The following is a 26,657-nucleotide window of genomic DNA, read 5'->3' as shown; positions in this document are numbered from 1 at the left end:
CCTAAATTATAAATTGTTCAGGAAGTGAACTTTCACTTTTTAAGTTTGACCTGCACAGGGAAGTTCCTGGTCATGAAGAGACTCCACCCCTGGAGAGCCGCGTTGAGGCTCGCCGCGGTATCGTCCGCAACCTCGGTTGTGGAAACGTACAAAGATGCTTCCCCATGAAGCGTCTTTTTTTTGATCAGTTTGCAGGAGCTCGTGTATTTTATCTTTCCGGCGGCGTTACGCCCCATGTCCTGCGGAAGCAGAACGTTCATGGTTTCGGCCGGCAGTTTCACCGTTATTTTTACGTCCATGCGAAAGGGAAAATGGAGCGTCCAGGGGTAGGGTCCCCTGCTCAGGACTTCGAACCAGGACGGAATCAGCGGAGGCAGGGAAAAGAGGATATTGGTCCGACCGCTTTCCTGATGGTTTTCCGTGATGGCCTGGGTCTCCGTCAGGGAGAGGACGGCCTCCAGTTCGCCGTTCCGCTTTTCCTTTACGGTCACGTCGTCGCAGCGGAGGGCTCGTGGAAACAGGGAGGTCAGAGCCGAGGTCACATCTTCGTCGGAGGGGGACCCTGGAAAGAGAAGTTCCCGCCAGCCCCTGCGAAACTGCAGAGTGATCTTTCCGCCAAACATGCCTTTATCGTTGAGCCACAGGTTAAAGTCGGCGTTCAGTCGGTTTTCAGAAGCGGAGGACTCGGAAATTTTACGTTCTTCCAAAATCAGAAGGCTGGCGGAAGAAGGCGAACAGATGGTTTGTCCCTGGAGGGTCACCGAAGTTCTTCCAAGGATCGGCAGGGATTCCATATCGCAGTAGAACGCGGATTTTTTCGAGTCCGGGGAGAGAATTTCCAGCACCGGCATCGCGGCTTCAGCCTCCGGAACCGGCCGATCCCTTCCGGGTCTCCAGGGCAGCTTCCAGAAAAGGCGGGTCTCCGCTCCCGCCTGTTTCAGCCAGGCGCAGGCCAGAGAGACCTTTTCTTCTTTTGTCCAGGGGGCGGTCTCCGGAACAGCCGCGCGAAAGACTCCTTCCTCAAATCGAATTTCAGGCTGCCGGTAAAGCCACTGCAGGACGTTCTCGATGCCTTTCGTCTCCAGTTTTTTCGTCATGTTCCGAAGGGCATCGGGCATGAGAGGAACGGGACGGGCCGCAAACTTTCTGAGAACCAGGACGGTGGCCTCCCTTCCCTCCCTGGAACCGAAGGCGATATATCCCCGGTCCTCCATTCTGGGGGTGTTTCGGGGAATGGCGGAAAGGTTGATGAGCTGCCATTCATGGATTTTGCGGCCGTTCTTCTCGTATTCCCTGGGGGCCGTTTCCGGAGAAGAAATATGAAAGAAGGAATATTCGGCCGGAACCGCGACGCCCACCAGCTGCTCCCACACGGGGAGAGATTCGCCGGTCCAGAGAAAATCGTCCAGCGTCAGGCGGTCGGGGAAAAACTCTCTGTAAGAAATCACCAGAATGAACGTGTCCGGAAGATCCGCGAAGGTCACGCCGGAACCGCCGCCCTGTTCAAAGGGGGCGGGAGAAACGTCCATGATTTTTTGGCCCGCAGTCGTGGACCACACCGACGCCTCCAGAAACTCGGCCTCGCCTCCGAGTGGGACAGGAAGGTTCCAGGACAGCCATCGGCGATCCAGCCCGCTTCTTCCCAGCAGGATCCACTGACTTCTTCGCTCGATTCCTCCGTTGGGAGCCGGAACGTAGAAGAATTTTTTCAGCCAGATCACCCCGTCCGTTCCCGGATACGTGGAAAAATCGGGGTTCAGTCGGAGCATCGACGGAATGTCGTAGCTGAAATCGGCGCTTTCCAGGTTTTCTGTTTCCTCATCTGCGCCGTCGGAGGCCGCGGCGAAAGCCGCCCCGCGGAAAAACGCCGTGCAAAAAAGCACCGCGATCAGTAAAAGGGCAGCCGTCCACGTCCTTCTCGAAAATTTTCTCATCGTCTCACAGTCTCCTCTTAAATTGCACAATTTACGCGTTTTTACCACAACAGTGCTTGTATTTTTTGCCGCTTCCGCAGGGGCAGGGGTCATTACGCCCCACCCGGACGCCTTTTCTGACGGGCTCGGGCTTTTCTTCGCCGACGGAGGGTAAAGCGTCTCCCATGTCCTCCGATCGTCCGGAGAAGAGCACAGGCAGCTGGAAATCCCGGTTCTCGGAAAGTTTCCGGTCCCGATGCCGCGAGTCCTCCGTGACCACCCGCACCCTGAAGAACTGCTCGGAAAAAGACTCCCGCACCCGCTGCATCATGCTCTCGAAGAGATTATACGACTCGAACTGATACTCCAGCAGAGGATCTTTCTGGCCGATGGCGCGAAGTCCAATGCCCCGCCGCAGCTCGTCCATGGCCAGGAGGTGGTCCCGCCAGGCGTCGTCCAGCGTGTTCAGAAGGACGTAACGCACCAGGCCTCCAGCCACCTCCGGGGTGAGTTCTCCGGTTTTTTTCCGGTAGCGGGATTCCATTTCCGAAACGATCTCCTCCCGCACGATCTGGAGGCCGGCGCGGCTGTCCAGCTTTGCGATGACGTCTCCGCTTCCGGGACCGAATATTCCCCTCACACGGGAAGCGGCCCGCTCCGGATCGGGTTCTTCTTCCTCGGGGAAGTAGCGATCCAGCACTTCTTCGAGAACCCGGTGGAGAACACCCCATCCGTAATCAAGGATGTCCTCCTCGTTGAGAATGGTGCGTCTCTCGGAGTAGACCGTCTCACGCTGCATGTTCATCACGTTGTCATAGGACAGAAGCTGTTTTCTGATGTCGAAGTGCATCTGTTCCACCTTGTGCTGGGAGGACTCGATGACACGGGAGAGCATGGAGGACTCGATGGCCTCTCCGTCGGTCATGCCCAGTTTTCCCATGAGCCCCTGAATTTTCTCGGAGCCGAAAAGTCGCAGCAGATCGTCCTCCAGCGACAGATAGAAACGGCTTCTGCCGGGATCTCCCTGCCGTCCGGCACGGCCCCGAAGCTGGTTGTCGATGCGCCGGGCCTCGTGCCGCTCCGTCCCCACGATAGCCAGCCCTCCCAGTGCCGTAACCTGATCGTGTTCCGCCTGACATTTTTCCTGGAAGGACGAAAGATACTCCGCGTAGGCGTCCCGAATCCGGACAAAGACGCCGTTTAGAAATTCGGGCCACGCCCCGCCGGCATCCGGATTCAGATGCCGGTCATGCAGATAGTTTCGGGTGAGGTCTTCGGGAAGCACGTTGGTGTACTGCACGAAATAGTTGTAGACGTCGTCCTGATCCAGAGCTTTAACCGTCCAGTCGATGGGGGGGCGCTGGGACAAAAGTTTTTCCTTTGCCAGAAATTCGGGGTTGCCGCCCAGCATGATGTCCGTTCCGCGGCCCGCCATGTTGGTGGCCACGGTGACGGCGCCGAGATGTCCCGCCTGGGCCACGATCCAGGCCTCTTTTTCATGGTGTTTCGCGTTGAGGACGTGGTGGGGGACTTTGCGGGCCTTCAGGAGCTTGCTCACCCGCTCCGAGTTCTCAATGGAGGTCGTTCCCACCAGAACCGGCTGGCCGCGGCCGTTGGCCTCCTGCACCTCGTCCGCCACGGCGTTGAATTTTTCCATGACCGTTCCGAAAATCACGTCGGGATTGTCCTCGCGAATCATTTCTTTGTGGGTGGGGATCGTGACCACCTGCAGGCCGTAGATCTCCCGAAACTCCTCCGCTTCGGTGGCGGCGGTTCCCGTCATTCCCGCCAGCTTCTCGTACATGCGGAAGTAGTTCTGCAGCGTCACCGTGGCCAGGGTCTGACTTTCACGCCCCACCCGAACCCGTTCCTTCGCCTCGATGGCCTGATGCAGCCCGTCGGAGTAGCGTCTGCCCACCATCAGGCGTCCGGTGAACTCGTCCACAATCACGATCTCTCCGTTGTTGACCACGTAGTCCACGTCCCGCTGGAAAAGCCGGTGGGCTTTCACGGCCTGAACGATGTGGTGGGCCAGCTCGGACTTGGCGGCGTCGGAAAACAGGTCGGGCATCTTCATCAGGTTCTCGCACTTCGCGATGCCGGTTTCCGTGATGGCGATGTTGCGCTCTTTTTCATCCTTTTCGTAGTCCTGTCCCTCTTTGAGCAGACGGGCCACTCCGTCGGCCTTCATGTAGACTTCCACGTTGTCGTCCGAGGGGCCCGAAATGATCAGGGGCGTTCGGGCCTCGTCGATCAGGATGGAGTCCACTTCGTCCACTATGCAGTAGGCGTGAGAGCGCTGAACCACCTGTTCTTTGTGCATCACCATGTTGTCCCGCAGGTAGTCGAAGCCGAACTCGCTGTTGGTGCCGTATGTGATGTCCGCCCGGTAGGCCTCCCATCGCTCTTCCGCCGGCATGTAGGGGTAGATGACCCCCACGGAAAGTCCCATAAAGTTGTAAATTGGTCCCATCCAGGCCGCGTCCCGACGGGCTAGGTAGTCGTTGACCGTGATCAGGTGGACGCCGTTTCCCCCCAGGGCATTCAGCACCACCGCCAGAGTGGCCACGAGGGTTTTTCCCTCGCCGGTTCGCATTTCCGCGATGCGACCGTCGTGGAGGGCTATGCCGCCGATGATCTGCACGTCGTAATGTCTCAGGCCGATGGTGCGTTTCGAGGCCTCCCGCACGGTCGCGAAAGTTTCCGGCAGCAGGTCGTCCAGAGATTCTCCGTCCATCGCCCGTTCTTTCAGTTTTGCCCCGAAGGCCCGCAGGTCGTCGTCCGGCAGGCTTTCCATTTTGGGAGCGAAGGAGTTCACGATCTCCACAATCTCCCGGTATTTGTCCAAAGCCCGTTCGTTGGGATCCAGCCCCAGCATTTTCTTTATACTGTTCCACATTGTTCTTCGTTCACCTCGGGCACTCGTCTTTCACATCGTTTTTACGTTCACATCATTTTCACATTCATGCCATTTTCACAGGCGGAACGGACAAAAAACATCCGAATAACGATCCATTATTATAACGCAGACCGAACCCCGTCTCCGACCGGATCGCTACAGGGACGTCCAGCTCTTGAAACCCCGTCCCAGGACCTCCGACGCGTCACAGATGGAGACGAAGGCGCGGGGATCCTTTTCCCTCAAAAACTGTTTGAGCTGCACCACGTGCCGCGGCTCCAGAAGAGAGATGAGAATGGGACGGACTTCTCCCGTATAGGCGCCTTTCCCCTCGATCTTCGTTACCCCCTTGCCTTTGGACGTTATGAAGGCGCAGACCTCGTCGGGAATGTTCGTGATGATGAAGGCCTGCTTCCGTCGATTGAACTGCTGGGTCACGTTGTCCATGACGATTCCAAAAACGTAGAGGCCCGCCACGCCGTAGACCACGGAATCCAACCCCACAACTCCCAGAGAAAACAGCAGAATGAACATATTGATAAAAACGGAGAACTGCCCCGCCTCGATCCCGTAGCGCCGCCGCATGACCATCGCAATGATGTCGGTGCCTCCGGTCGATCCTCCCACGTTGAAAATCACGCCTGTGGCCAGCCCCTTCAGCACCCCCGTGATCAGCGTCGCCATAAATTTGTCGTCAGGCAGAGGCAGGGGGAACATCTGAAAGACCGGCATGAAAAACGAAAAAACGCCGATGGAATAGATCGTGAGCCACAGAAAACGCGTGTTCAGGTTCCGCCGCCCCCAAAGCAGCAAAAGGGCGTTGCCGATGACGATGATCCAGATCGGGGAAATGCCGAACATGTAGTGGGACAGCACCGCCACCCCGGAGATGCCCATGTCGGGAAACCGGTAGGGCAGAGTGAAGTTGATCACCGCAAAGGCGAACACCGCGTTCCCCAGCGTAGTCACTAAAATGGATCTCCATTCCTTTTTCAACTGTTTCATCAGTTCGTTTTTCAGCCAAAGCCCCGCCTGGGTCTCTCTGTCTGTTAAAGCGAATTTCAAAACGAAACACCTTTCTTTCTTTGTGTAATTCTGTAATTCCTCTTTCTGTAATTCTTCTTTATTGCCCCTGATTCTTCGCGCTGAACGCCAAAAACTGTTATAATTAATAAATGATTGCGGCAAGGCGCGGGCGGCTCCAAAACCGTGAAAACGCGCGTTGCTCGGATTGTTATGATAACATCAATATCCGATCGGGCAATATCCGTGTGAGATTTCCCGCCGCGATTCTGTCGAATATCGACAGTTCCGTTTAATTTGCATCAAAAAGGGCTCAGGCGGCAATTGGAGTTTACAGGCTGTATTTTTATAGAAGGACAGGAACAGAATGGAGAGATCGGAAACAATGCGTGGAGGAAGAGGATGACCGACAGCGGCGCGTCCGGATACAATGCCGGAAGCATACAGGTTCTGGAGGGGCTGGAAGCCGTACGCAAACGGCCCGGTATGTATATTGGGGACACGGGAGCCCGGGGACTTCACCATCTCGTCTACGAGGTTGTGGATAACTCCGTGGACGAAGCCATCGGCGGATACTGTTCCCTCATCGAAGTCATCATTGAAGAAGACGAGAGTATTTCCGTCCGGGACGACGGGCGGGGCATCCCCACGGATCCCCACCCTTACAACGGACGTCCCACCTGCGAGGTTGTGCTCACCGTGCTGCACGCCGGGGGCAAGTTCGGAGGCGGCGCATACAAGGTCTCGGGAGGGCTGCACGGCGTGGGCGTGTCCGTGGTCAACGCCCTTTCCGAGTGGCTGGAAGTCACCATAGCCCGTGACGGCATGGAGCGGACTCAGCGTTTCGAGCGGGGCGCTCCCGTCACGGATTTGTCGGAGCCCGTTCCGGCCGACTGGAAGGGAACGCGGATTCGTTACAAACCCGACGCGCTCATCTTCGACGAAATTCAGCACTCGCTGGATACGCTGAAAAGCCGTCTGCGGGAGCTGGCCTTTCTGACGCCGGGTCTGCATATTTCCATTGAGGATCGACGGACCGGAGAAAAAAAGGACTACTGTTTCGATGGAGGGATAAAGGCCTTCGTGGAGTATCTCGACCGGGGCAAAACTCCAATTTTCCCGAATCCGGTCATTCTGTCGGGAGAAAAGGACGACGTCGTGGTGGACGTGGGCTTTCAATACAACGACACCTACCTGGAGCGCATCTTTTCCTTCGCCAACCTCATTCATACCATCGAAGGAGGAACCCACGTTTCGGGACTTCGCAGCGCCATGACCCGGGCCATCAACGAGGCGGGGCGCAACGCCAAAATTCTGAAGGAGAAGGACGAAAACCTTTCGGGAGACGATCTGAAAGAGGGACTGACCTGCGTGATCTCCGTCCGGCTGGCGGAGCCTCAGTTCGAGGGACAGACCAAGACCAAACTGGGCAACAGCGAGGTTCGGGGAATCGTGGACTCCTTCGTCTACGAAGGGCTCATGGCATGGTTCGAGGAGAACCCGGAGGCGATAAAACCTCTCGTGGAGAAGGCGATTCGGGCCCGTCAGGCCAGAGACGCGGCGAAGAAGGCGCGGGATCTCATTCGAAAATCGCCCATGTCGGGAATGAGCCTGCCGGGGAAACTGGCGGACTGCTCCTCCCGCACCCCGGAAAACACGGAGCTCTACATCGTGGAGGGAGACAGCGCCGGCGGCAGCGCCAAACAGGGACGGGACCGCTCGTTTCAGGCCATTCTCGCGCTGAGGGGCAAGATTTTGAACGTAGAAAAAGCGCGTCTCGACAAAATGCTGGGCAATAACGAAATACGGACGATCATTCAGGCCCTGGGCTGCGGAATCGGCAACGATTTCGACTCGGATAAGCTGCGTTACCACAAAATTATCATCATGACGGACGCCGACGTGGACGGAGCCCACATCAGCACCCTTCTCCTGACGTTTTTTTATCGCCATATGCCCGAGCTGATCAGTCAGGGCTACCTTTACCTGGCCCAGCCTCCGCTTTACAGGGTACAGAAGGGCAAACAGGTGAACTACTGCTATACGGAGCGGGAACTGCGGCAGCACGTGGACGGAGCGGGGGAAGCGAAGGTGGGGGTACAGCGCTACAAGGGGCTGGGTGAAATGAACCCCTCTCAGCTTTGGGAGACGACCATGGATCCCGCAAACAGAGTCCTCAAGAGAGTCGATATCGACGACGACGTTCTGGCGGACGAGTATTTTGATATTCTGATGGGAGACAGGGTGGAGCCGCGACGTGATTTCATCACCTCCAACGCTCACACCGTCAGGAATTTAGACGTGTAGACATACGGATTTTGCGCTTATGATTCGGATCGTTATGGGCGCAGGATATTAACAGGACAAAATAAATAACCTTTTGAGGAGGGGTGTTATGAGTTTGTCTGCTGGAGAAATGAGACAAAAAGTTCTGGAAATCATAGCTCCGTGGAAAGGTCGCAGGGGAGGGCTGATTCCGATATTGCAGGCGCTTCAGGGACTGATGGGCTATGTGGCCGAGCCCGCGGTGAAGATCGTGTCGGAAGAACTTAAAATCCCCATGTCGGAAATCTACGGAGTAGCCACGTTTTACGCGCAGTTTCATTTGACGCCGAGGGGACGTCATATTATCAGGGTCTGTCGGGGGACGGCCTGTCACGTCCGGGGCAGCCTCAAAATTTTGGAAGCGGTCAAGGAACAGACGGGGTGCCCCGAAAACGGAACCACCGAGGATCTTCGTTTTTCGCTGGAACCGGTGGCCTGTCTGGGAGCCTGCGGACTGGCGCCCGTTATGCTGGTGGACAGTCAGACCTTCGGTCGTCTGACGCCTGAGGGGGTAAGCGGCATTCTGGCTCAGTTCGTCTGAGCACCGCATTCTGAAAAAACTTTGTTCCATTCTTCACAAACTTCACGAAGTTGAGGGTTCAACCCCGGCGTCCTGAGGACGCGGGGATCGGAAATCTGGTCGTTGGATGGAGGAGGGGAATTGATGCCGATATATCGTGCGCACGTACTGGTTTGCAACGGGACGGGGTGTTCGTCCAACCACGCGGGAGCCGTTACGGCTAAACTGAAAACTGAACTGGAACGGCAGCATTTGTCGAACGAGGTGCTGGTCGTTCCCACGGGGTGCCATGGCATGTGCGAAATGGGCCCCGTCGTGGTGGTTTATCCTGAAGGAACATTCTACTGTCAGGTGAAGGAAGACGATGTCCCGAAACTGGTGGAGGAGCATCTCCTGAAGGGACGTCCCGTGGATGCCCTGATGTACAAGGGAAAGGAAACCACCGCGGTTCCAAATTACAAAGACATTCCATTTTATGGCAAGCAAAATCGTATTGCCCTTCAGAACTGTGGTTACATCAATCCTGAAAATATTGAAGAATATATCGCCAGAGACGGTTATGTGGGTCTGGCCAAAGCTCTCGGGGAAATGAGCCCCCAGCAGGTCATTGACGAGGTCAAAAAGTCTGGCCTGCGCGGTCGTGGAGGCGGGGGATTCCCCACGGGCACCAAATGGAGCTTCTGCGCGGCCTCGCCGGGTCCCAAAAAGTACGTCATCTGCAACGCGGACGAGGGCGACCCCGGCGCGTTCATGGACCGCTCCATCCTGGAAGGGGATCCCCACGCCGTGCTGGAGGGGATGGCAATCGGAGCCTACGCCATGGGTGCGGACGAGGGTTATATCTACTGCCGGGCGGAGTATCCTCTGGCGATTGTGCGTCTGCACCAGGCCATCAACAAAGCCGAAGAATATGGCCTGCTGGGACAAAATATCCTTAACTCCGGTTTCAATTTCACCCTTCATATAAAGGAAGGCGCGGGCGCCTTTGTCTGCGGCGAGGAAACGGCGCTGATGGCTTCCATCGAGGGTCAGAGGGGAATGCCCCGTCCGAGGCCGCCCTTCCCGGCGGTGTCCGGTCTCTGGGCAAAACCCAGCAATATCAACAACGTCGAGACATGGGCCAACGTTCCCCAGATCCTGAGCAAGGGCGGAGACTGGTACGCCTCGCTGGGCACGGAAAAATCCAAGGGGACGAAAGTATTCGCTCTCACGGGCAAGGTCAAGCACACGGGGCTCGTGGAAGTTCCCATGGGAATCAAACTGCGGGAGATCATTTTCGACATCGGAGGCGGCATTCTGAACGACAGGGAATTCAAGGCCGTACAGATCGGCGGACCCAGCGGCGGCTGCCTGACGAAGGATCAGCTCGACACGCCGATCACCTACGAATCTCTGCCTCCCCTGGGAGCCATCATGGGCTCCGGCGGACTCGTCGTCATGGACGAGGATAACTGCATGGTGGACATCGCCCGTTTCTTCCTGGAGTTCACCCAGAGAGAGTCCTGCGGAAAATGCACGCCCTGCCGCGAGGGAACGAAACAGATGCTGCTGCTTCTGGAAAAAATCTGTTCCGGAAAAGGCGAAATGAAGGATATAGACCTGCTGGAAGAACTGGGCAACATGGTGAAAAACATGTCCCTTTGCGGACTGGGACAGACCGCTCCCAACCCGGTTCTCACCACGCTGCGTTATTTCAGGCATGAGTACGAAGCGCATATCAAAGAGCACCGCTGCCCGGCCGGAGCCTGTCAGGCGCTGCTGTCCTACACTATCGTCCAGACCGCCTGCAAAAAGTGCGGACTGTGCGCAAAGAACTGCCCCGTTCAGTGCATCCCCGGAGGCAGAACCGAAGGCTACACGATCGACGCCGAAAAATGCATTAAATGCGGCACCTGCTTCACGAAATGCCCGTTTAACGCGATCTCCAAAGGCTAGGGGAGGGTGGAGTCATGTCTGAAACCAAAATTAAGATGTTCATCGACGGAAAGGAATGCGTGGGTGTCAAAGGCGACACCATCCTCGAAGTCGCGAAAAAGAACGATATCACGTCCATACCCACTCTGTGCTGGATGAAGGGCCTTACCAGCATCGGAGCATGCCGCATGTGCGTCGTGGAGCCGGAGGGGGGCGGGCGTATGCTGACGGCCTGCACGTCGCCGGCGGAGGAGGGCTTACGCATCAGCACCGCCACAGAGAGGCTGGTGGCGTACCGTCGTCAGGTGCTGGAGCTGCTTTTCGCCGGGCGCAACCATTTCTGCATGTTCTGCTCCCAGAGCGGCGACTGCGAGCTTCAGACTCTGGCCATTGAGCACGGCATGGACAGCGTGCGTTATCCCTACCTGTACGCGCCCTTCGAGAACGACACCACCGATGCCCGTATACAGGCGGATCACAACCGCTGTATTCTGTGCCAGCGGTGCGTGCGCACCTGCTCGGAAAAGGTGGGAGCCTGCACTCTGGGCATGAAAAAACGCGGCTGGAGCATGACCATTGAGGCCGATTTCGGCAGCACCATCGGGCAGAGCGACACCTGCGTGGGCTGCGGCGCCTGCGCCCAGGCCTGTCCCACGGGGACCATCACCCTGCGGGATCTGGTTTACCGGGGACGCAGAAAGGACTGCGACGCCGTTGTGGATACAGTATGTCCAATCTGCTCCATGGGCTGTTCGATAAAAGCCTACGTTCGCACGGGCAGCATTGTCCGGGTGGAGGGAACGAACCTGGAGGGTCCCGATGGAGGACAGCTCTGCGCGGAGGGACGCTTCTCCCTGCCCCACTCCAGTGAGCGCCCGCGGGTGGTCCGTCCCATGATTCGCACAGGGTCCACCTTCCGGGAGGCCTCCTGGGAAGAGGCTCTGGAACTCGTGGGATCGAAGCTGAAGGCAACCCGAAAATCGGGAAAAACAGGAGCGTTGATCTCCTCTCTCGCCACAGATGAGGAACTGGCCGCCTTTGCCGGGTTCCGGGACGCCGCGGGGATTCGTACCTCCGCTTACAGCGACGACAGCCTGCGGGGATTTCGAGAGGGAGTGGAGCCCTTCGTGAAACAGGGAGTTCGTCCCTTCACGGCGGCCCACAATATTCTGAAAGCCGACAGGGTGATTCTGGTCGAGGCCGATCCTCAGAAGATTCTGCCCATCGCGGCCAGTTACGTGAGAGTCGCCGTTCTCCACAGGGGAGCGGAGCTCGTTCACGTGGGCAAAAACGCCACGCCCTTCCCCGGCATCACCGATCTGGAGGCGCAGACCCTTCAGGATTCGAAGGTGGAGGAGAAGCTGAGATGCGCTCAGAAGCCCGTTTTCATCCTGGGACCCTCCGTGCTTTCCAGCGCCCTGGCCGTGACGAAGGTCCTGAATTTCGCCATTGAGCATCGGGCCTTCTTCGAGGACGGCATTGGCGTCGTTCCCCTGCTGGGAGAGAGCAATGTCCTCGGGGCGATGAACGCCCTGGGAGATCAGGGCGGCTGGCTGGAGGAAGAACAGGATTTCCTCTACGTGTACTCCACGGGGCTGGTTCCGGAGAGCGCGAAGGCGCTGAACGCCATGTCCCGTTCGGGTTTCACCGCCATTCAGACGCCCTTCCTGACGCCGCCTCTCAGCAACCTGGCCGACGTCCTCCTGCCGGCTCCCGCCTGGTTCGAACGGGAGGGGCATTTCTTCACTCTGGAGGGAGAACGCCGCACGCTTTCAAAAATCATGGACCCCGATCCGGGACAGAAGGGATTCACTGAAATTTTGCAGACGATCTGCGAGAAGGCGGGAGTTAAAATGACCGATTCCTCCGCAGCGCCCTTTGAAAACGTATTCAGCTCTAAAATATCCGCCGACCTGGCAAAACAGGTACAGGTCAGGGAGGTGTAACGAATGACGAAGCCGAAAGTAGCATCTGTATGGCTGGAAGCCTGCGCCGGATGTCACATGTCCTTCCTCGACATGGACGAACGCCTGGTGGATCTTTTCAGCAGGGTGGAGATCACGGCCACGCCAATCAGCGACATCAAGGTGATTCCCGAGGTGACGGTGGGAGTGATTGAGGGCGGCCTCGGAAACGAAGAGGAGCTGCATATCGCCAAAGACCTCCGCGAAAAATGCAAGATTCTCATCGCCTGGGGAGATTGCGCCGTATTCGGAGGCATCAACTGCATGCGCAATTTCATCAAACCAGAGGATATGCTCCGCGAGGCCTACACGGACACGGCGTCCACGGTGAACCCCACGGGCGTTCTGCCTCATGTGGACATTCCGGCGCTTCTGCCGGAGGCCATTCCCGTGGATCGGGCTGTAAAGGTAGACGTGTACGTTCCGGGGTGTCCTCCGGACGCGGATACCATAGCCTATGTCTTCAACGAAATCCTGGAAGGGCGTATCCCCAAAGTCCCATCTCCGATGATGCGGTACGATTAAGGAGGGTATACAGAGATGGAAAACACTGCAACCAATACAATTGTCGTCAATCCCGTGACGCGCATCGAAGGCCACGGGAAAATAACGGTGCGGCTGAAGGACGACGGCAGCGTCGACAGCGCCCGAATGCACGTCACGCAGTTCCGGGGGTTCGAAATCTTTTCGAAGGGACGGGATTTTCGCGAGATGCCCGTCATCACGCCCCGAACCTGCGGAATTTGCCCGGTGAGTCACCACCTTGCGGCAGCGAAGGCCTGCGACGCCATTCTGGGAGTGAAACTCACTCCTTCAGCCCACAAACTGCGCGATTTGATGCACATGGGGCAGATTGTGCAGTCCCACGCGCTGTCCTTTTTCCACCTTTCCAGCCCCGACCTGCTGTTCGGTTTCGACTCCGACCCCGCCACCCGCAACATCGTGGGAGTGGTCAATTCCTATCCGGACCTGGCGAAACTGGGGATTGGAATCCGCAAATTCGGACAGGAGATCATCAAAACCCTGGGAGACAAGAAAATTCATCCCTGGCACAGCATTCCCGGCGGCGTCAACCGCTCGATCAGACAGGAAGAGCGGGATCGTTACCTCAAAGAACTGCCGGATATCATCAAAGGGCTTCAGCAGGCCATTGAGCTGGTCAAAAAATACCTGAGCGAGAACGCGAAGGTGGCATCGGAGTTTGCCACCCTCAGCACGCCTTATCTGGGGCTGGTCAAAGACGGCGATCTGGAGCTCTACGATGGGATTCTTCGCCTGGTAAGCCCCAAAGGACGCATCATCGAGGAGTTCGCCTGCGAGGACTACTACAAAAAGATCGGGGAGTACGTTCTGGACTGGAGCTACCTGAAATTCCCCTTTTACAGGGACATCGGATTCCCCGAGGGCAGCTACCGGGTGGGACCTCTGGGACGGGTCAACGCCTGCGACAAAATCTCCACCCCTCTGGCCAACGCTGAGCTTCAGATTTTCCGGCAGGCGGGGGACGGCAGAATCGTCCACAAGACCCTGTACTACCATTATGCCCGTCTGATCGAGGCCCTCTACGGAGCGGAGCGCATCGGCGTGCTTCTGAACGACCCCGACATTATGGGCAGTGATCTGCGTACGCCCTCTTCCGGGCTGAACCACGAAGGAGTGGGCGTGGTAGAGGCGCCCCGGGGCACTCTCATCCACCACTACGAAGTCGACGAGCGCGGCGCCGTCACGAAAGCCAACATGATCGTGGCCACGGGGCACAATAACTGGGCTATCAACCGGGGCGTGGAGCAGGTGGCGAAGCAGTACATCACCGACGGCAAAAACGTTCCGGAAGGCGCTCTCAACCGCATGGAACACGTCATCCGCTGCTACGACCCCTGCCTGTCCTGCTCGACTCACGCGGTGGGAAAAATGCCTCTGGAAGTGGAGCTTCTGGACTGTATGGGAAATAAAATCGCGTCCGTTTTCAAATAGCTTCAGGACTTCTCTTTCATAATATCTGCCCGATGTCCCTGCCAGAAAAAAACGGACATCGGGCAATTCTTTGTTACAATATCCCTTGTATGCGATTTACAGGCTCGTGTTGACTGTGAATCGTAAATCTGTAAATTGCAAAGGGGAAGGGCCTTTGTCGCTTTTCGGCAAAAGGTCTTTCATTGACAATAAGGAGTTGTTTGAAAGGTGCGCAATGATATGCCGGTTCTAAGGCTGGGTAAACATGAACCTCGTTATCCTCTGATACAGGGAGGTATGGGCGTCGGAATTTCCGGACCGAGGCTTGCGGGAAACGTGGCGAAGTACGGAGCGGTAGGGACGATTGCCAGTGTGGGGCTCAGTCATAATTCCTCCTATTACGTGGAGGAAAAAATGAATTATTTCGACTCCAACGAGATCGTGATAAAGGAAACGGTGCGGCAGGCCCGGGCCATCGCGGGGCCGGATGCCATTTTGGCCGTGAACTGTATGGTGGCGCTGACGGATTACGACCGCGAGACGCGCGCCGCGGCCGAAGGGGGCGCAAACGTCATCATTTCAGGAGCGGGGCTTCCCCTGCGTCTTCCGGAGTACACAAAGGACTTTCCGGACGTGGCGCTGGTCCCCATCGTCAGTTCCCCCAAGGCGGCCAGCCTGATCACACGGCGATGGGAAAAACAGTACCACCGTCAGCCCGACGGCTTTGTGGTGGAGACACCCGCAGCGGCGGGCGGGCATTTGGGCGCCATGACCATGGAGCAGGTGTATGATCCCGCTCTGTCGCTGCCGGTTGCTCTGCCGGGTGTTGTGGCCTTTGTACGGGACGAAATGAAGTCAGACATTCCGGTGATCGCGGCGGGCGGCATATGGGACCGCGAGGACATGCTGAAAGCCTTCGAAATGGGGGCCAAAGGCGTTCAGGTCGGGACCCGCTTCGCCTGTACGGAGGAGGGCGACGCCTCCGACCGCTTCAAACAGGCCTACGTCGATGCGAAAGAAGAAGACGTCGTTCTGATTCAAAGTCCGGCGGGGCTTCCGGGCAGAGCCATAAAAAATCCCTTTGTCGCTCAGTATCTGGAAGGTCATGTGACAAGCAGCCCCTGTTTCGCCAACTGCCTCACTCACTGCCGTTATCGCAGGGAGAATGAAACGTTCTGCATTGCCAAAGCACTGGTGGACGCGTTCAACGGCGACTGGGAAAAAGGGCTTTTCTTCTGTGGAAGCAATGTTACGAAAGTGGACAAAGTGAGTACGGTGAAAGAAGTCCTTTCCGACTTTTTCCCTGAACTGGCTTAGTCCGGTCCTCGGTGGAATCGCCGGGAGAAACTGCTCTGCCGATATTCGGCGGCGCGCTCCACGGCGAGGTCCGCCGGCGGTTCGAAGTCTCTCCGCTGTATTATCCCTGATACCTCTTTCAGAACGCCTCTTTTCACGATTTTTTCGTCCGCTGTCTCTCAAAATTTCGGAGCGATAATGATAATATTGGGGACGGAAAGCGGGAAAAAATACGTGTAAATGGGAAATCAAGGGAAATCAATGGAGGACGGAAACGATGAAAACGGAGATTCAGACGGTCCGCAGGGAAGATCAGAGCGTAAGCGCCTGGTCCGGGGGAACCACCACCCAGCTTGCCATATGGCCCCCGGACGCGGATTACAAACAGCGCAACTTCAAATGGCGTCTCAGCTCTGCCCGGGTAGACCTGGAGGAATCCACTTTCACTTCTCTGCCGGGGATTCATCGCCTGATCATGATTCTGGAAGGGCAGGTCCGACTCGTTCACGAGGGACACCGAGAAATCACGCTGAATGCCTTTGAGCAGGACTCTTTCGAAGGGGACTGGAAAACGACCTCCTTTGGGAAGTGCGTCGATTTCAACCTCATGACGGCGGAGGGCTGCCAGGGGTGTATAGAGCCGCTGAAGGGGCACGCCGAAAGAGTTCTTTTTGACCTTCCGCGGCGCGGCGGCGAAAGTTACGAAGGTTTTTACTGTCTTTCGCCAAAGGGAACAGAGGTCGCCCTTCGCGAAGCAAAACCGGATGGAACCAGGGAAACCTTTCAAACGAAACTCGAACGGGGAGATTTTATCCTGTTTCTGCAGAGAGAGCCCTTTCCGGAAGTGGTTACTCTGTCCCTGAAGAATCTTTCGGAAGACCGCGTTTTGGGCGTTTACGCCTCCATTCGCTGAAACTATGCCAACAGAGCAGAAATTCGACACGAAAACCCATCCCCTGGCGACGGAGAACATCGGAAAGCTGCTGCTGTCTTTTGCGATTCCCAGCACTATAGCCATGCTTGTGGGGTCGGTCTACAACATTGTCGACCAGATCTTCATCGGCCGGGGAGTTGGAATTTTGGGCAACGCGGCCACAAACGTGGCGTTTCCTCTTATGGCGGTGTGCATGTCCATGTCGCTGATGCTGGCCATCGGCGGAGCGTCGAACTTCAACCTCGCGCTGGGGCGGGGCCAGCGGGAAAAGGCGGGGCGGATCGTCGCGAACGCCATCACCTGGTCCGTTCTGTTCGGCATTACCGTCTCGGTGGTGGTGCTTCTTTTTCTCCGGGTGGTCCTGCGAGCCTTCGGCGCCACGCCGGATGTCATGCCTTATGCCGTCACCTACACCGGTATTGTGGCCCTGGGCACGCCCTTCATGGTCATGTCCGTCTGCGGAAGCCACCTCATTCGCGCGGACGGCAGCCCCCGTTACTCCATGTGCTGCAACTTGGCGGGGGCGCTGCTCAACGTGGCGCTGGACCCGCTTTTCATCTTCACCTTCCACATGGGCATCGCCGGCGCGGCCTGGGCCACCGTCGCTTCCATCCTGGTGAGTTGGGGGATGGTGGTGTATTACTACCTCGTCCGTTTCAAAAGCGTCGCCCTGAGAAAAGAATATTTCGTTCCCCGTCTGAGGGAGCTGAAATCCATCTCCGCCCTGGGGGTGTCGGCGTGTTTCAACCAGCTTTCCATCATGTGCGTGCAGATCACTCTCAACAACGCCCTGACGCACTACGGCGCTTTTTCCGTCTACGGCGCGAACATTCCGCTGGCGGCGTCCGGCATCATCACCAAGGTCAACATGATTTTCATGTCGCTGGTTATCGGCCTGGCTCAGGGGGGACAGCCCATCATCGGCTTCAACTACGGAGCGGGAAACTACGCCAGGGTGCGGGGAACGTTCCGCTACACCCTGAGCATCGCCACGGGCCTGTCCATTGTGGCCTTCACCATCTTTCAGATTTTTCCAAGAGAGATTATCAATTTCTTCGGGGAAACGAACGAGCAGTATTATCAGTTTGTCGAGAGGTATTTCCGGATCTTTCTCTTTATGACCTTCATCAATGGAATCCAGCCTGTGACGGCCAATTTTTTCACGTCCATCGGACACGCGGTGCGGGGGCTCTTCATTTCTCTGGCCCGTCAAATCCTCATTCTGATCCCCCTCATTCTCATTTTCCCGATTTATTTCGGCATCGACGGAATCATGTACGCCGGCCCCATCTCCGATTTTGTCGCGGCGCTCGTCGCGGCTGTTTTCATCCTGCAGGAAATTCGGGACATGAAAAAAATGGAGCAGAGAGCCCGTCAGACTTCGATCCAGTTTAATAATAGTAATTAAATTATCACTTGAAGATTATTTTAAAAGTTATATACTAATCTAAAAATTTATTTAAAATTAAAATAAGAGATAATATTTTTTTGCGCATGGGAGGTTGGGAAACATTTTCTGAAGCAGCGATTTTCCTGTTGATGTGGAAGAAGAAAAGAGGATGGCAGCTATGAATAAAACATCTCAAAAACCTCTGAGATCCACCAGAGGAAAGAGGAGGCGGCGGGGCAGACGAATCAGGTTATTTTTTTCCCTTTTTAGCATGATCGGTATTTTTGCGTTTTTGTATTTTATGACGACAAAAATATTGCAGGTGACGGTGTATATCGAATATCCTGCGATGCGGAAGGGTGTCACGGACTGGGAAGCCAAATCGCTGGATTCCACCAGGGTCTATGCGGGCGAAAACCGTGCGGTTGCAATGGGAGTAGGGCGGATAACAGAAAACACCATGACGGGAAGACAGAAGGCCAGAGAAGCCGCGTTGGCGGATGCCCGAAGCAATCTTCTGGTATTGAGGCGTAAATTCAGAAGAGATATTCGGCCTGCTGCTGTCAATGCCGCAGAAGAGGACGTTCCTGTCATTGTGGAAGAAGTTCAGGACGAGCATGTTCAGGGAGATCTGTATTTCGTCGAAATCGAGGTGGAGTTCGATCAGTTTTTGAACGCCGAATTTGATGAAAGACGTTTCATTTCTCTGTGAGCTGTTTGATCTGAGAGCCGTTTGAGCTGAACGATTTGGTCGTAAGGAGGATTTCGCGGGGATAAAAAAGCGACGCAGACAGAAAGACACACTGGAGTTCACAAAAAAACGCATTAAGGGAGATGCGCGGGAGAAGTTTTTCTGCTGTCCTGTTCCTCTCCGAAAAACGGCAGCCCCCTCAAACGTTACGCGCCTTCGTGGCCATTCCTTTCAACAGCAGTAGCAACATCAAACCAATAAATCGACATCAATATAAAATATATATAAAGGCAGTGCCGGAGTCCGTCACGGCGTCTACAGAGTTATAATTTTGTCGGCTTTGTTGAGAACCTCTAAAATTTCGAACATATTGGAAACAGTTCCGGCCCCGATTTTGTCCCCGATGTTGAAGTGATTCACGCAGGTTCCGCAGACAAGAATGGTGGTTCCCTTCTTTTCCAGGTTTTTCAGATGATCGCAGGTTGAAGAATCATAAAGCGACAGCTTCACGCCCTCATTCATGAGAGCCACAGCCGTTGGAGGAGTGTCGATTTGCGCCAGAGTTCCCAAAAAACTCTTTATCAGAACTTCACCCAGCTGCGCGTCGCCGCGCCCCAGCGTGCTGCAGGTGATCAGGACGGAGAAGGTCTGGTTCGACGGAGGAAGGGGAACGGGGGAGGAGGCGCTCTCGGAAGATGTTTTGGGGGCCGTCTGAGGCTGAGAAATTTCCGGCGTTCCCGTCTCTTTTTTATGGGCCGACAGGGTCAGCATACCTTCATCGTCCTTCAGCAGAACGCTGTAACCCCGACTTTCGAGAAACCGCCTGACGTTCGTCGCCGAAGTGGGGTTGTCCAAAAGGACTTCGACTTCCTTTTCGCCCCGGTCGACCACGGCTTTCGTCATGATGACGGGCTCAGGGCAAACTTTTCCTCTCGCGTTGATCGTTTTCATTTTTCAGGTCCTCCGCAATTATTATTGAGAGCTTCAGCTCGTTTTTATTATAGAATGATTCTTAATAGAACGGTATATATTCAGGAACGAGGGACACCATGATTGACGAAATCAAAATGAAAATGCGGGCGATTCCCGGAATGGACGTTCTTCTGGAGCAGGAATGGGCCCGACGATGGCAGCCGAACCTGGGGCGCGAGACGGTCAAGCAGGTATTCAATGGAGAACTGACGCGGATTCGGCGCAGGATCCTGGAGGGAGAAAACGTGGACCTTTCCCCGGAGGGACTGCGGCAGGTTCTCGAATCTCTCCTGAAAACCGAGGGGAGACGGCGGCTGCGGCCCGTCATCAACGCCACGGGCGTGGTGATTCATACAAACCTGGGGCGCTCCTGCCTGGCGGACGAAGCGCTGGAGGCGGTGGCGGAGGTTGCTTCCGGCTACAGCAACCTGGAATACGACCTGGAGAAGGGAACGAGGGGACAGCGCAACGCTCACGTGGAAAACGCGCTCTGCGCTCTCACCGGAGCGGAGGCGGCCCTTGTGGTGAACAACAACGCCGGGGCGGTTCTGCTCTGCCTTTCCGCGCTGGCGAAGGGAACGGAGGTTCTCGTCTCCCGGGGAGAGCTGGTGGAGATCGGCGGGTCCTTTCGCATTCCCGACATCATGGCTTACTCCGGAGCGGAGCTCGTGGAAGTGGGCACCACCAACCGCACCCACCTGAGGGATTACTCCGGGGCCGTCACGGAAAAAACCTCCATGCTGCTGAAAGTTCACCCCTCGAACTTCAGAATCGAGGGTTTTACCACCACTCCCGAGCGGACCGATCTGGCCCTTCTGGCCAGGGAAAAAGGTCTGATTTTCATGGAGGACGCGGGCAGCGGCCTTCTGGTGGAAGGGCACAGGCTGGGACTGGAAGGGGAGACCACCGTTCGGGCGTCCCTTGAAGCGGGGGTCGATATCGTTACCTTTTCGGGAGATAAAATGCTGGGAGGCCCTCAAATCGGAGTGATCGCCGGAAAAAAATCCCTGGTGGACCGTCTGCGGGGTTATCCGATCCTGCGGGCCCTGAGGGTGGACAAAATGACGCTGGCGGCGTTCGAGGTCACCATGCGTCTGTATTTAAAAGAAGATTACGACGCCATTCCCACCCTTGCCATGCTGCGCCGGACGGGAGATTCCATGAAAAACCAGGCGGCCCGGCTGGCGGCCCGGCTGCGACGGGTGACCTGCGCCAAAATCTCCGTTCTGGAGGTGGAGGACGCGGTTGGCGGAGGAAGTTATCCCGCCCTTCCCCTGAAGGGATGGGGAGTTTCCGTCACCGACCACCCTCTGGGCGGAGCCGGCAGACTGCAGACGATTCTGCGGAGCCGGGATTTGCCCGTACTCTGCGGGGCGCGGCGTTCTCTGGGAGTTGACGACGCTCTGGTGCTTCACCTGCGCACTCTGCGGCCCGGAGATGACAAAGAACTGATTCGGGCTTTCGAAGAACTGGAAAAAATGAATAAAACCGGAAAAGATGAATAAAAATGAGCGCTGCCAATAACATGAATCAAACGGCAAAAGAGCGTGAAATCTCGCTGGTCATCGGTACCGCCGGGCACATCGACCACGGCAAGACAAAACTCGTGGCCGCTCTGACGGGGGTGGACTGTGACCGCCTTCTGGAGGAGAAAAAACGCGGCATCACGATCGAACTGGGGTTCGCCCCTCTGCGCCTGGAGGACGGTCGGGTGGTGAGCATCATCGACGTGCCGGGTCATGAGCGTTTCATCCGGCAGATGGTGGCGGGAGCGTCGGGCGTGGACGCCGTCATGCTCATCGTTGCGGCGGACGAAAGCGTTATGCCCCAAACCCGCGAACATCTGGCCATTCTGGAGCTCCTGGGAGTCGGCGACGGGCTCGTCGTCATCACCAAAACGGACCGGATCGAACCCGGCCTGCTGGAACTGGTGGAGGAGGACGTCAGAGCCTTTGTTCGGGGCACGTTTCTGGAGGGGAAAGCGGTCGTGCCCGTTTCGGCGCTGACGGGGGAGAACATCGACTCCCTCCGGAGAGAGCTGACGGCCCTTGTGGATCGGGTGCGGCCCCGCTCCCGCAAAGGCGCGTTTTTCCTGCCTGTGGACCGGGCGTTTCCCATCGCGGGATTCGGTACGGTGGTAACCGGGACGGCCTACCGGGGCATCGCGCGGCCGGGAGACGAGGTGGAGATTTTTCCCGCCGGCCGGGAGGGGAAGATCCGAACGCTGCAGGTTCACAGCCGCACGGTGGAGGAGGCCTTTGCCGGACAGAGGGTGGCGGTGAACCTTGCCGGGATTTCGGTGGATGAACTTTCCCGTGGGGACGTGGTGTGCTATCGGGGTGTTTACGCCAGCACCCGGTGCTTCGACGCCATGGTGAAACTGCTGGCTTCCGCTCCGGACCCCCTGAAGCACTGGCAGCGGGTTCATCTTTGCATCGGAACCTCCGATGTCCTGGCGCGGATCTCCCTGACGGAAAGCCGCAGTATTCCGCCGGGAGGGGAGGCTCCAGCCCAGGTCGTCATTGAAGAGCCCATCGTCTGCACGGCGGGACAGCGTTTTATCCTTCGATTTTACAGCCCTCTGATCACCCTGGGGGGAGGCCGGGTCGTTTTTCCCTACGCTCACAAGCCCAGAGGAGCGGATATGCGTCGGGCAGCCGCGGAGCGTATTCGCGCCCTTTCCACCCTCCTCTCCGCCGGAGAGCGTTTCGCGTTTTTGGTGGAACAGGCGGGGATGCTGCCTTTCAACGAGGCCTCCAGGGCCATTCAGGCGGTTCCCTCGGAGCTGTCTGCACTGGCCGCCGACAGGATCGAAAAAGGACAAATTCTGGAACTGAAGGGAGACCGGCCCGTTTATCTGTCTCAGGCCTGTTTCGGGGAGCTCGCCCGCAACGTGAAAAAAACCCTGAAGACGTATCATAACGCTCACCCTTCGGAGGCGGGGATGTCCCTGGACGAACTGGCCCGGGCGGCTCTGAAAACGCTGGACGGCAAGGCGGCTCGTTCGCTTCTGACGCTTCTCGCGGAGAAGAAGGAAATCATTGCGGAGGAGGGCAGGGCTCGTCTTTCGGATTTCACTCCGGGGGGCGACGACGTCTTTCAAAAGAACAGCGATGCCCTTTTCGCCCTGTGCCGTCAGAGGGGGTATCAGCCCCCCACGCTGGAGGAAACGCGAGCGGAGCTGGGCATGGACCCCCGCGCCTTCGCAAATCTGATTCAGAGCCTGAAAAACTCCCGGCGTCTCGTCCTGCTTTCGGGGGAATACCTGCTTACGGACGAAATGGAAAACGGGATGATGAACGTCCTTGAGAGAATTGGAGGCGACGTCACTCTGGCCGCCGTCCGGGACGCCACGAACAGCAGCCGTAAATTCATTCTGCCCATACTGGAATATTTTGACTCCAAAGGATACACGCGTCGGGTGGGGGATGTGCGCGTCGTACGAAAGGCCGTGAAATGAATGCTGATCTTCAGAGGCGACAAACTTTTGGTTCAGAAGGACGTTTACGAATTTGAAAAGGAGCCGGAACACACGCTGAACTCCTCTCAGACGCTTCCTCCGGTGTGGCGGGAGCAGGAGATTCCCCTCTGGTGTGAAGTGGAGGACTCCTGGACTTTGGAGGACGGAGAATGGCTGGATCTGCGGGCGGTGTGGCAGCGGTACGGAGAGGAGGCCTTCCTCCGGGCCGGTACGGCCTGGCAGTACATGAACTGGCTCAAACACGCCCGATTTTGCTCCGTCTGCGGCGCTCCGCTGAAGCCGAAGCAGGAAGACAGGGGAATGACCTGCGTCAAATGCGGTTACACGTCCTACGCGCCCCTGCATCCCGCGATCATTGTGGCGGTGGAACGGGACGGGAAACTTCTGCTTGCGCACAACACCCGAATGCCCGCCGGTCGTTACAGCGTTATCGCGGGTTTTGTGGAGCCCGGAGAAACGCTGGAACAGACCGTGAGGCGCGAGATCCGGGAAGAAGTCTCCATCGAAGTGGAGGACATTCGTTATTTCGGCAGCCAGCCCTGGCCCTTTCCCTGTTCTCTGATGCTGGGGTTCACCGCGCGGTGGAAGAGCGGAGAACTCTCCCCCGACGGAACGGAAATCAACGACGCGGGCTGGTATCTGCCCAACGCTCTGCCGGATATTCCCGCCCCCGTCAGCATCTCGCGAAGGCTGATCGACGACTTTGTGCGACGAAAAAAAGAAAAAAAGGAATCGGCACAGGACCGCGTCATTTCCGAGGGGAACGCCCGCGGCCTGTGATTTTGTTGTTACATGTTGTTACATTCTGAAATGGAGGGGAATAAAAATGATATTCAGCGCAGACAGTCTGGAAAAAGTAACAATGGAGAAGCCGCGGGGTGGAGAAGGTTCGATGAATTGTCGTTTCGCTTTTCAAATGGGGAAGGCTCCCGGGGGGAGTCCTTTCCAGGTCGTGGCGCATCAGACGCTTCCGCCGGGCAGTTCTCTTGGATACCACCAGCACACGGACAATGAGGAACTTTACGTGATTCTCTCCGGAAAAGGGACCTTCTACGACGAAGGAAAAGTCGCCAAAACGGTGGGTCCCGGAGATATGACCCTGACGCTGAAGGGCCAGTCTCACGGTCTGGTCAACACGGGCTCCGAGCCTCTGGTGTTCCTGGCGGTCATCGCAACAAAGGGATAATTAAAATAAGGTTCCGGCGGAGCCCTCCTGGTTTCGCCGGAAAAATTTTCAGATTAAAATCGCTTTATCAGCTTCTTCAAAAGCCGGAAGCGGAGAATTTCGAGAGCCGCAGCGCCGCGTTTTCACGGATATTCGCGAAATAGAACGCGAAATCGTATAAATGGTAGCTCTCGGGGCCGAACAGTTTGGCGGCGGGAATCGCGTAGAGGTCAGGGCTGACTGTGGAGCAGATCACGGAGCCTCGTTGGAGGTCGATTTTGGCGTCCGCAATACCCGGCGTCACCAGCGTGTAAGTTTTCATATCGCTGCTGAGCAGAAGGCTTCCCTTATTTTCCAGGATTCCGGCGGGAGTTTCGTCCCGTTTCCAGTTGAGGGGGTTGATGCAGACCGCATTCTGCGGCACGACGGCGTTGTGCTTTCCAACGTTTCGCGGCCCCTCGGTATTCCACGAGATGATAACGCCCGTGTCCTCCGCTCCCTCCGCCATTTTGACGTGAGGGTTCGCCGCAAGCCATTCCTTTGTGGGAGCGAAGCCCACCATATAGGCGGCCACCATGTTTTTATAATATTCGGGATGGGCTTTCATCCAGGTGTCCAGGACAATGGTGATCAACGCCGCCCCCTGAGAGTGTCCCACCAGGAAAAAAGGCCGGCCTTTGTTGAAATTCTCGAAATAATAATCCAGAGCCGCGGCGACGTCCAGGGCAGGAACTCCCCGCTGCGTTTTCTGCCGTTCCTCGTCGGGCATACTCAACACCTGTACCGCATCCGCCTGCCTGTAAAACGGCGCGTAAATGTCGGCGCAGGTTTCAAACGCGGCGGCCTGAGTTTGATAAGTTTCCCGCGCTCCTTTTCTCATGCCGCTGTCTTCAATGTCGCAGAAAAGAGCTCCACCCTGCGCCCGGGTGGTGGGGTAGATATAAATCGCGTCCGCCCTGTGGGACAGCTCTGCGGGTTTCGTGAGCCATTTGTCCGGATTCGCGTAATCCGGCGCGGTATAAGCGGGGTTCTCCGCCCTGACGGCAGTTGCTCCGGGAAACAAAACGAACAGGGCCAACAAAAAAATTCTGACCGCAAAATGACGTTTCATCGTTAAAATACTCCTTTTATCTTCCAGGGACCTCTGGGGGGACAGCCGGGGATGACGGTTTCGAAGCCTCCGGCGCATTCGCCGTAGCCGATTCCCTTTCCCTGAACGCCTTTAAATCCCTGTCCGATATGAATTTTTTCCTTCAGGTTCTTCAATTCGCCCCGTTCATCCATGCGGAAAAGGGCGTGAATGAGTCCGGCGTAACAGATGGAACAGGCATCCTTAGCCTCCACGCAGCGGGCGAGGTGCCGCGTTGCCCGGGGCAGAACCTCCGGTCGGGCGAGCGTTGTATCCCGGTTCGTTTCGATAACGGTGTCCGGCAGAATTTCAGAGGAGCCGACTCCCATCCGACCGGCAAGGATGAGATGTTCCACCTCCGACGGAGGAATACCCAGCAGGGAAGCTCCGTATGTGTCGATCTTCACGGGATCGCAGCCCAGAATGACGCGATTCATCTCCAGCGGGTTGCCGCCCTCCTCGAAAGTGACGTCTCCGCAGAGGGCATCGACCAGAATCAGGTGGGGATGGATAACGGTGTTCAGCGCGGCGATGGGGCGATGGAGGCCGGTGCTGTGAAAACGGCGTTTTTCCCTGTCGGGGAGGCAGCCCTTCAGGTTTTTGAGGGCGCAGGTCATCACCGTCTGACAATGTCCCTTCAGGACGGGAAGATTGACGAGACGGTCCACCTCCAGAGGGGAGGCGCAGACCTCTATTTTCGTGCCGGCGGCCTGAACGCTGAGCGTTCGATCGTCCTTGAGGTCTTGGAGCCTCACGCCGTATTGTTTTTCGAGTTCCCGATAGCCGCAGGTCTGCCAGGCCCGGACCGTGCTGTCTCCGGCCCAGGAGCCCTCCATAATCGTAATGTCCTTCACGCCGCATTCCTTCAGAAACTCAATGACCCCTGCCACGACTTGCGGGGAGGTGGTGGCTCCGGTGGAAGCCGGTTTCGCCACCACAAGGTTGGGTTTGAGCCCCACCGACATGCCGGGGGCAAACAGTTCCGCCGCTCCGGATGCCTCCAGAACCCGGCGGGCTCCCTCGAAACCGTCCGAACCACAGGCCACGAAAATTTTATCCTTCTGCATCGATAAGCGATCCTTTCCTGC

20 protein-coding genes are annotated in these 26,657 nt (G+C 56.9%); 14 read left to right on the top strand and 6 right to left on the bottom strand.

Translation table 11 applies throughout. The features are described from left to right. Nucleotides 1-32 precede the first annotated feature (32 nt). The 3 genes from LBR61_14160 to LBR61_14150 form a co-directional block, all read right to left on the bottom strand. Nucleotides 33-1,934 (bottom strand): hypothetical protein, encoded by a 1,902-nt coding sequence (locus tag LBR61_14160; GenBank protein ID MDR1733226.1) that lies wholly within the window; start codon nt 1,932-1,934, stop codon nt 33-35. Between the two features lie 31 nt (nt 1,935-1,965). Continuing rightward, the gene (gene secA, locus LBR61_14155; GenBank protein MDR1733225.1) at nt 1,966-4,812 is read right to left on the bottom strand and encodes a preprotein translocase subunit SecA; all 2,847 of its coding nucleotides are present in this window, start codon (nt 4,810-4,812) and stop codon (nt 1,966-1,968) included. Between the two features lie 156 nt (nt 4,813-4,968). Beyond that, nucleotides 4,969-5,817: a YitT family protein gene (locus tag LBR61_14150; protein ID MDR1733224.1), complete on the bottom strand. Its 849-nt coding sequence runs from the start codon at nt 5,815-5,817 to the stop codon at nt 4,969-4,971. A 420-nt stretch (nt 5,818-6,237) separates the two neighbouring features. Between LBR61_14150 and gyrB the strand changes: the two genes are divergently transcribed. The 10 genes from gyrB to LBR61_14100 all read left to right on the top strand — a co-directional run bounded on the left by gyrB (nt 6,238) and on the right by LBR61_14100 (nt 18,843). Beyond that, nucleotides 6,238-8,142, top strand: a complete 1,905-nt coding sequence (gyrB, locus tag LBR61_14145) for a DNA topoisomerase (ATP-hydrolyzing) subunit B (GenBank protein MDR1733223.1) — start codon at nt 6,238-6,240, stop codon at nt 8,140-8,142. An 88-nt stretch (nt 8,143-8,230) separates the two neighbouring features. After that, on the top strand, nt 8,231-8,701 hold the full coding sequence (gene nuoE / locus LBR61_14140) for an NADH-quinone oxidoreductase subunit NuoE (protein MDR1733222.1): 471 nt from the start codon (nt 8,231-8,233) through the stop codon (nt 8,699-8,701). A 123-nt stretch (nt 8,702-8,824) separates the two neighbouring features. Beyond that, nucleotides 8,825-10,615, top strand: coding sequence for an NADH-quinone oxidoreductase subunit NuoF (nuoF, locus tag LBR61_14135; protein MDR1733221.1), 1,791 nt, complete (start codon nt 8,825-8,827; stop codon nt 10,613-10,615). Between the two features lie 14 nt (nt 10,616-10,629). Further along, the gene (locus tag LBR61_14130; GenBank protein MDR1733220.1) at nt 10,630-12,540 is read left to right on the top strand and encodes a molybdopterin-dependent oxidoreductase; all 1,911 of its coding nucleotides are present in this window, start codon (nt 10,630-10,632) and stop codon (nt 12,538-12,540) included. Between the two features lie 3 nt (nt 12,541-12,543). Next, complete coding sequence (locus tag LBR61_14125; GenBank protein ID MDR1733219.1) at nt 12,544-13,083, top strand: NADP oxidoreductase; 540 nt, start codon at nt 12,544-12,546, stop codon at nt 13,081-13,083. Between the two features lie 15 nt (nt 13,084-13,098). Then, nucleotides 13,099-14,532, top strand: a complete 1,434-nt coding sequence (locus tag LBR61_14120) for a Ni/Fe hydrogenase subunit alpha (protein MDR1733218.1) — start codon at nt 13,099-13,101, stop codon at nt 14,530-14,532. Nucleotides 14,533-14,751: 219 nt separating this feature from the next. Continuing rightward, nucleotides 14,752-15,828 carry a nitronate monooxygenase family protein gene (locus tag LBR61_14115; protein ID MDR1733217.1) on the top strand — a complete coding sequence of 359 codons (1,077 nt, stop codon included), beginning with the start codon at nt 14,752-14,754 and terminating at the stop codon, nt 15,826-15,828. Nucleotides 15,829-16,084: 256 nt separating this feature from the next. Continuing rightward, nucleotides 16,085-16,720 (top strand): HutD family protein, encoded by a 636-nt coding sequence (locus LBR61_14110; GenBank protein MDR1733216.1) that lies wholly within the window; start codon nt 16,085-16,087, stop codon nt 16,718-16,720. Nucleotides 16,721-16,724: 4 nt separating this feature from the next. Further along, nucleotides 16,725-18,149, top strand: coding sequence for an MATE family efflux transporter (locus LBR61_14105; GenBank protein ID MDR1733215.1), 1,425 nt, complete (start codon nt 16,725-16,727; stop codon nt 18,147-18,149). Between the two features lie 283 nt (nt 18,150-18,432). After that, nucleotides 18,433-18,843, top strand: coding sequence for a hypothetical protein (locus tag LBR61_14100; GenBank protein MDR1733214.1), 411 nt, complete (start codon nt 18,433-18,435; stop codon nt 18,841-18,843). Nucleotides 18,844-19,137: 294 nt separating this feature from the next. On the opposite strand, the gene yedF is transcribed toward LBR61_14100, so the two are convergent. Beyond that, nucleotides 19,138-19,773 carry a sulfurtransferase-like selenium metabolism protein YedF gene (yedF, locus tag LBR61_14095; GenBank protein MDR1733213.1) on the bottom strand — a complete coding sequence of 212 codons (636 nt, stop codon included), beginning with the start codon at nt 19,771-19,773 and terminating at the stop codon, nt 19,138-19,140. A gap of 98 nt (nt 19,774-19,871) precedes the next feature. Between yedF and selA the strand changes: the two genes are divergently transcribed. The 4 genes from selA to LBR61_14075 all read left to right on the top strand — a co-directional run bounded on the left by selA (nt 19,872) and on the right by LBR61_14075 (nt 24,461). Continuing rightward, nucleotides 19,872-21,299, top strand: a complete 1,428-nt coding sequence (selA, locus tag LBR61_14090) for an L-seryl-tRNA(Sec) selenium transferase (GenBank protein ID MDR1733212.1) — start codon at nt 19,872-19,874, stop codon at nt 21,297-21,299. Nucleotides 21,300-21,301: 2 nt separating this feature from the next. Further along, nucleotides 21,302-23,254: a selenocysteine-specific translation elongation factor gene (selB, locus tag LBR61_14085; protein ID MDR1733211.1), complete on the top strand. Its 1,953-nt coding sequence runs from the start codon at nt 21,302-21,304 to the stop codon at nt 23,252-23,254. Further along, nucleotides 23,255-24,055 (top strand): NAD(+) diphosphatase, encoded by an 801-nt coding sequence (gene nudC, locus LBR61_14080; protein ID MDR1733210.1) that lies wholly within the window; start codon nt 23,255-23,257, stop codon nt 24,053-24,055. A gap of 112 nt (nt 24,056-24,167) precedes the next feature. Then, nucleotides 24,168-24,461, top strand: a complete 294-nt coding sequence (locus LBR61_14075; protein ID MDR1733209.1) for a cupin domain-containing protein — start codon at nt 24,168-24,170, stop codon at nt 24,459-24,461. A gap of 76 nt (nt 24,462-24,537) precedes the next feature. On the opposite strand, the gene LBR61_14070 is transcribed toward LBR61_14075, so the two are convergent. Then, nucleotides 24,538-25,551: a DUF3089 domain-containing protein gene (locus LBR61_14070; protein ID MDR1733208.1), complete on the bottom strand. Its 1,014-nt coding sequence runs from the start codon at nt 25,549-25,551 to the stop codon at nt 24,538-24,540. 2 nt (nt 25,552-25,553) lie between these two features. Then, nucleotides 25,554-26,657 (bottom strand): DUF362 domain-containing protein (locus LBR61_14065; protein MDR1733207.1); only part of this gene is annotated, 1,104 nt, incomplete at its 5' end.

The sequence above is a fragment of the Synergistaceae bacterium genome (assembly GCA_031272035.1).
Taxonomy (GTDB): domain Bacteria; phylum Synergistota; class Synergistia; order Synergistales; family Aminobacteriaceae; genus JAISSA01.
The sequence above is the reverse complement of the archived record's forward strand: the minus strand, read 5'-3'. Positions and strand labels throughout refer to the sequence as shown.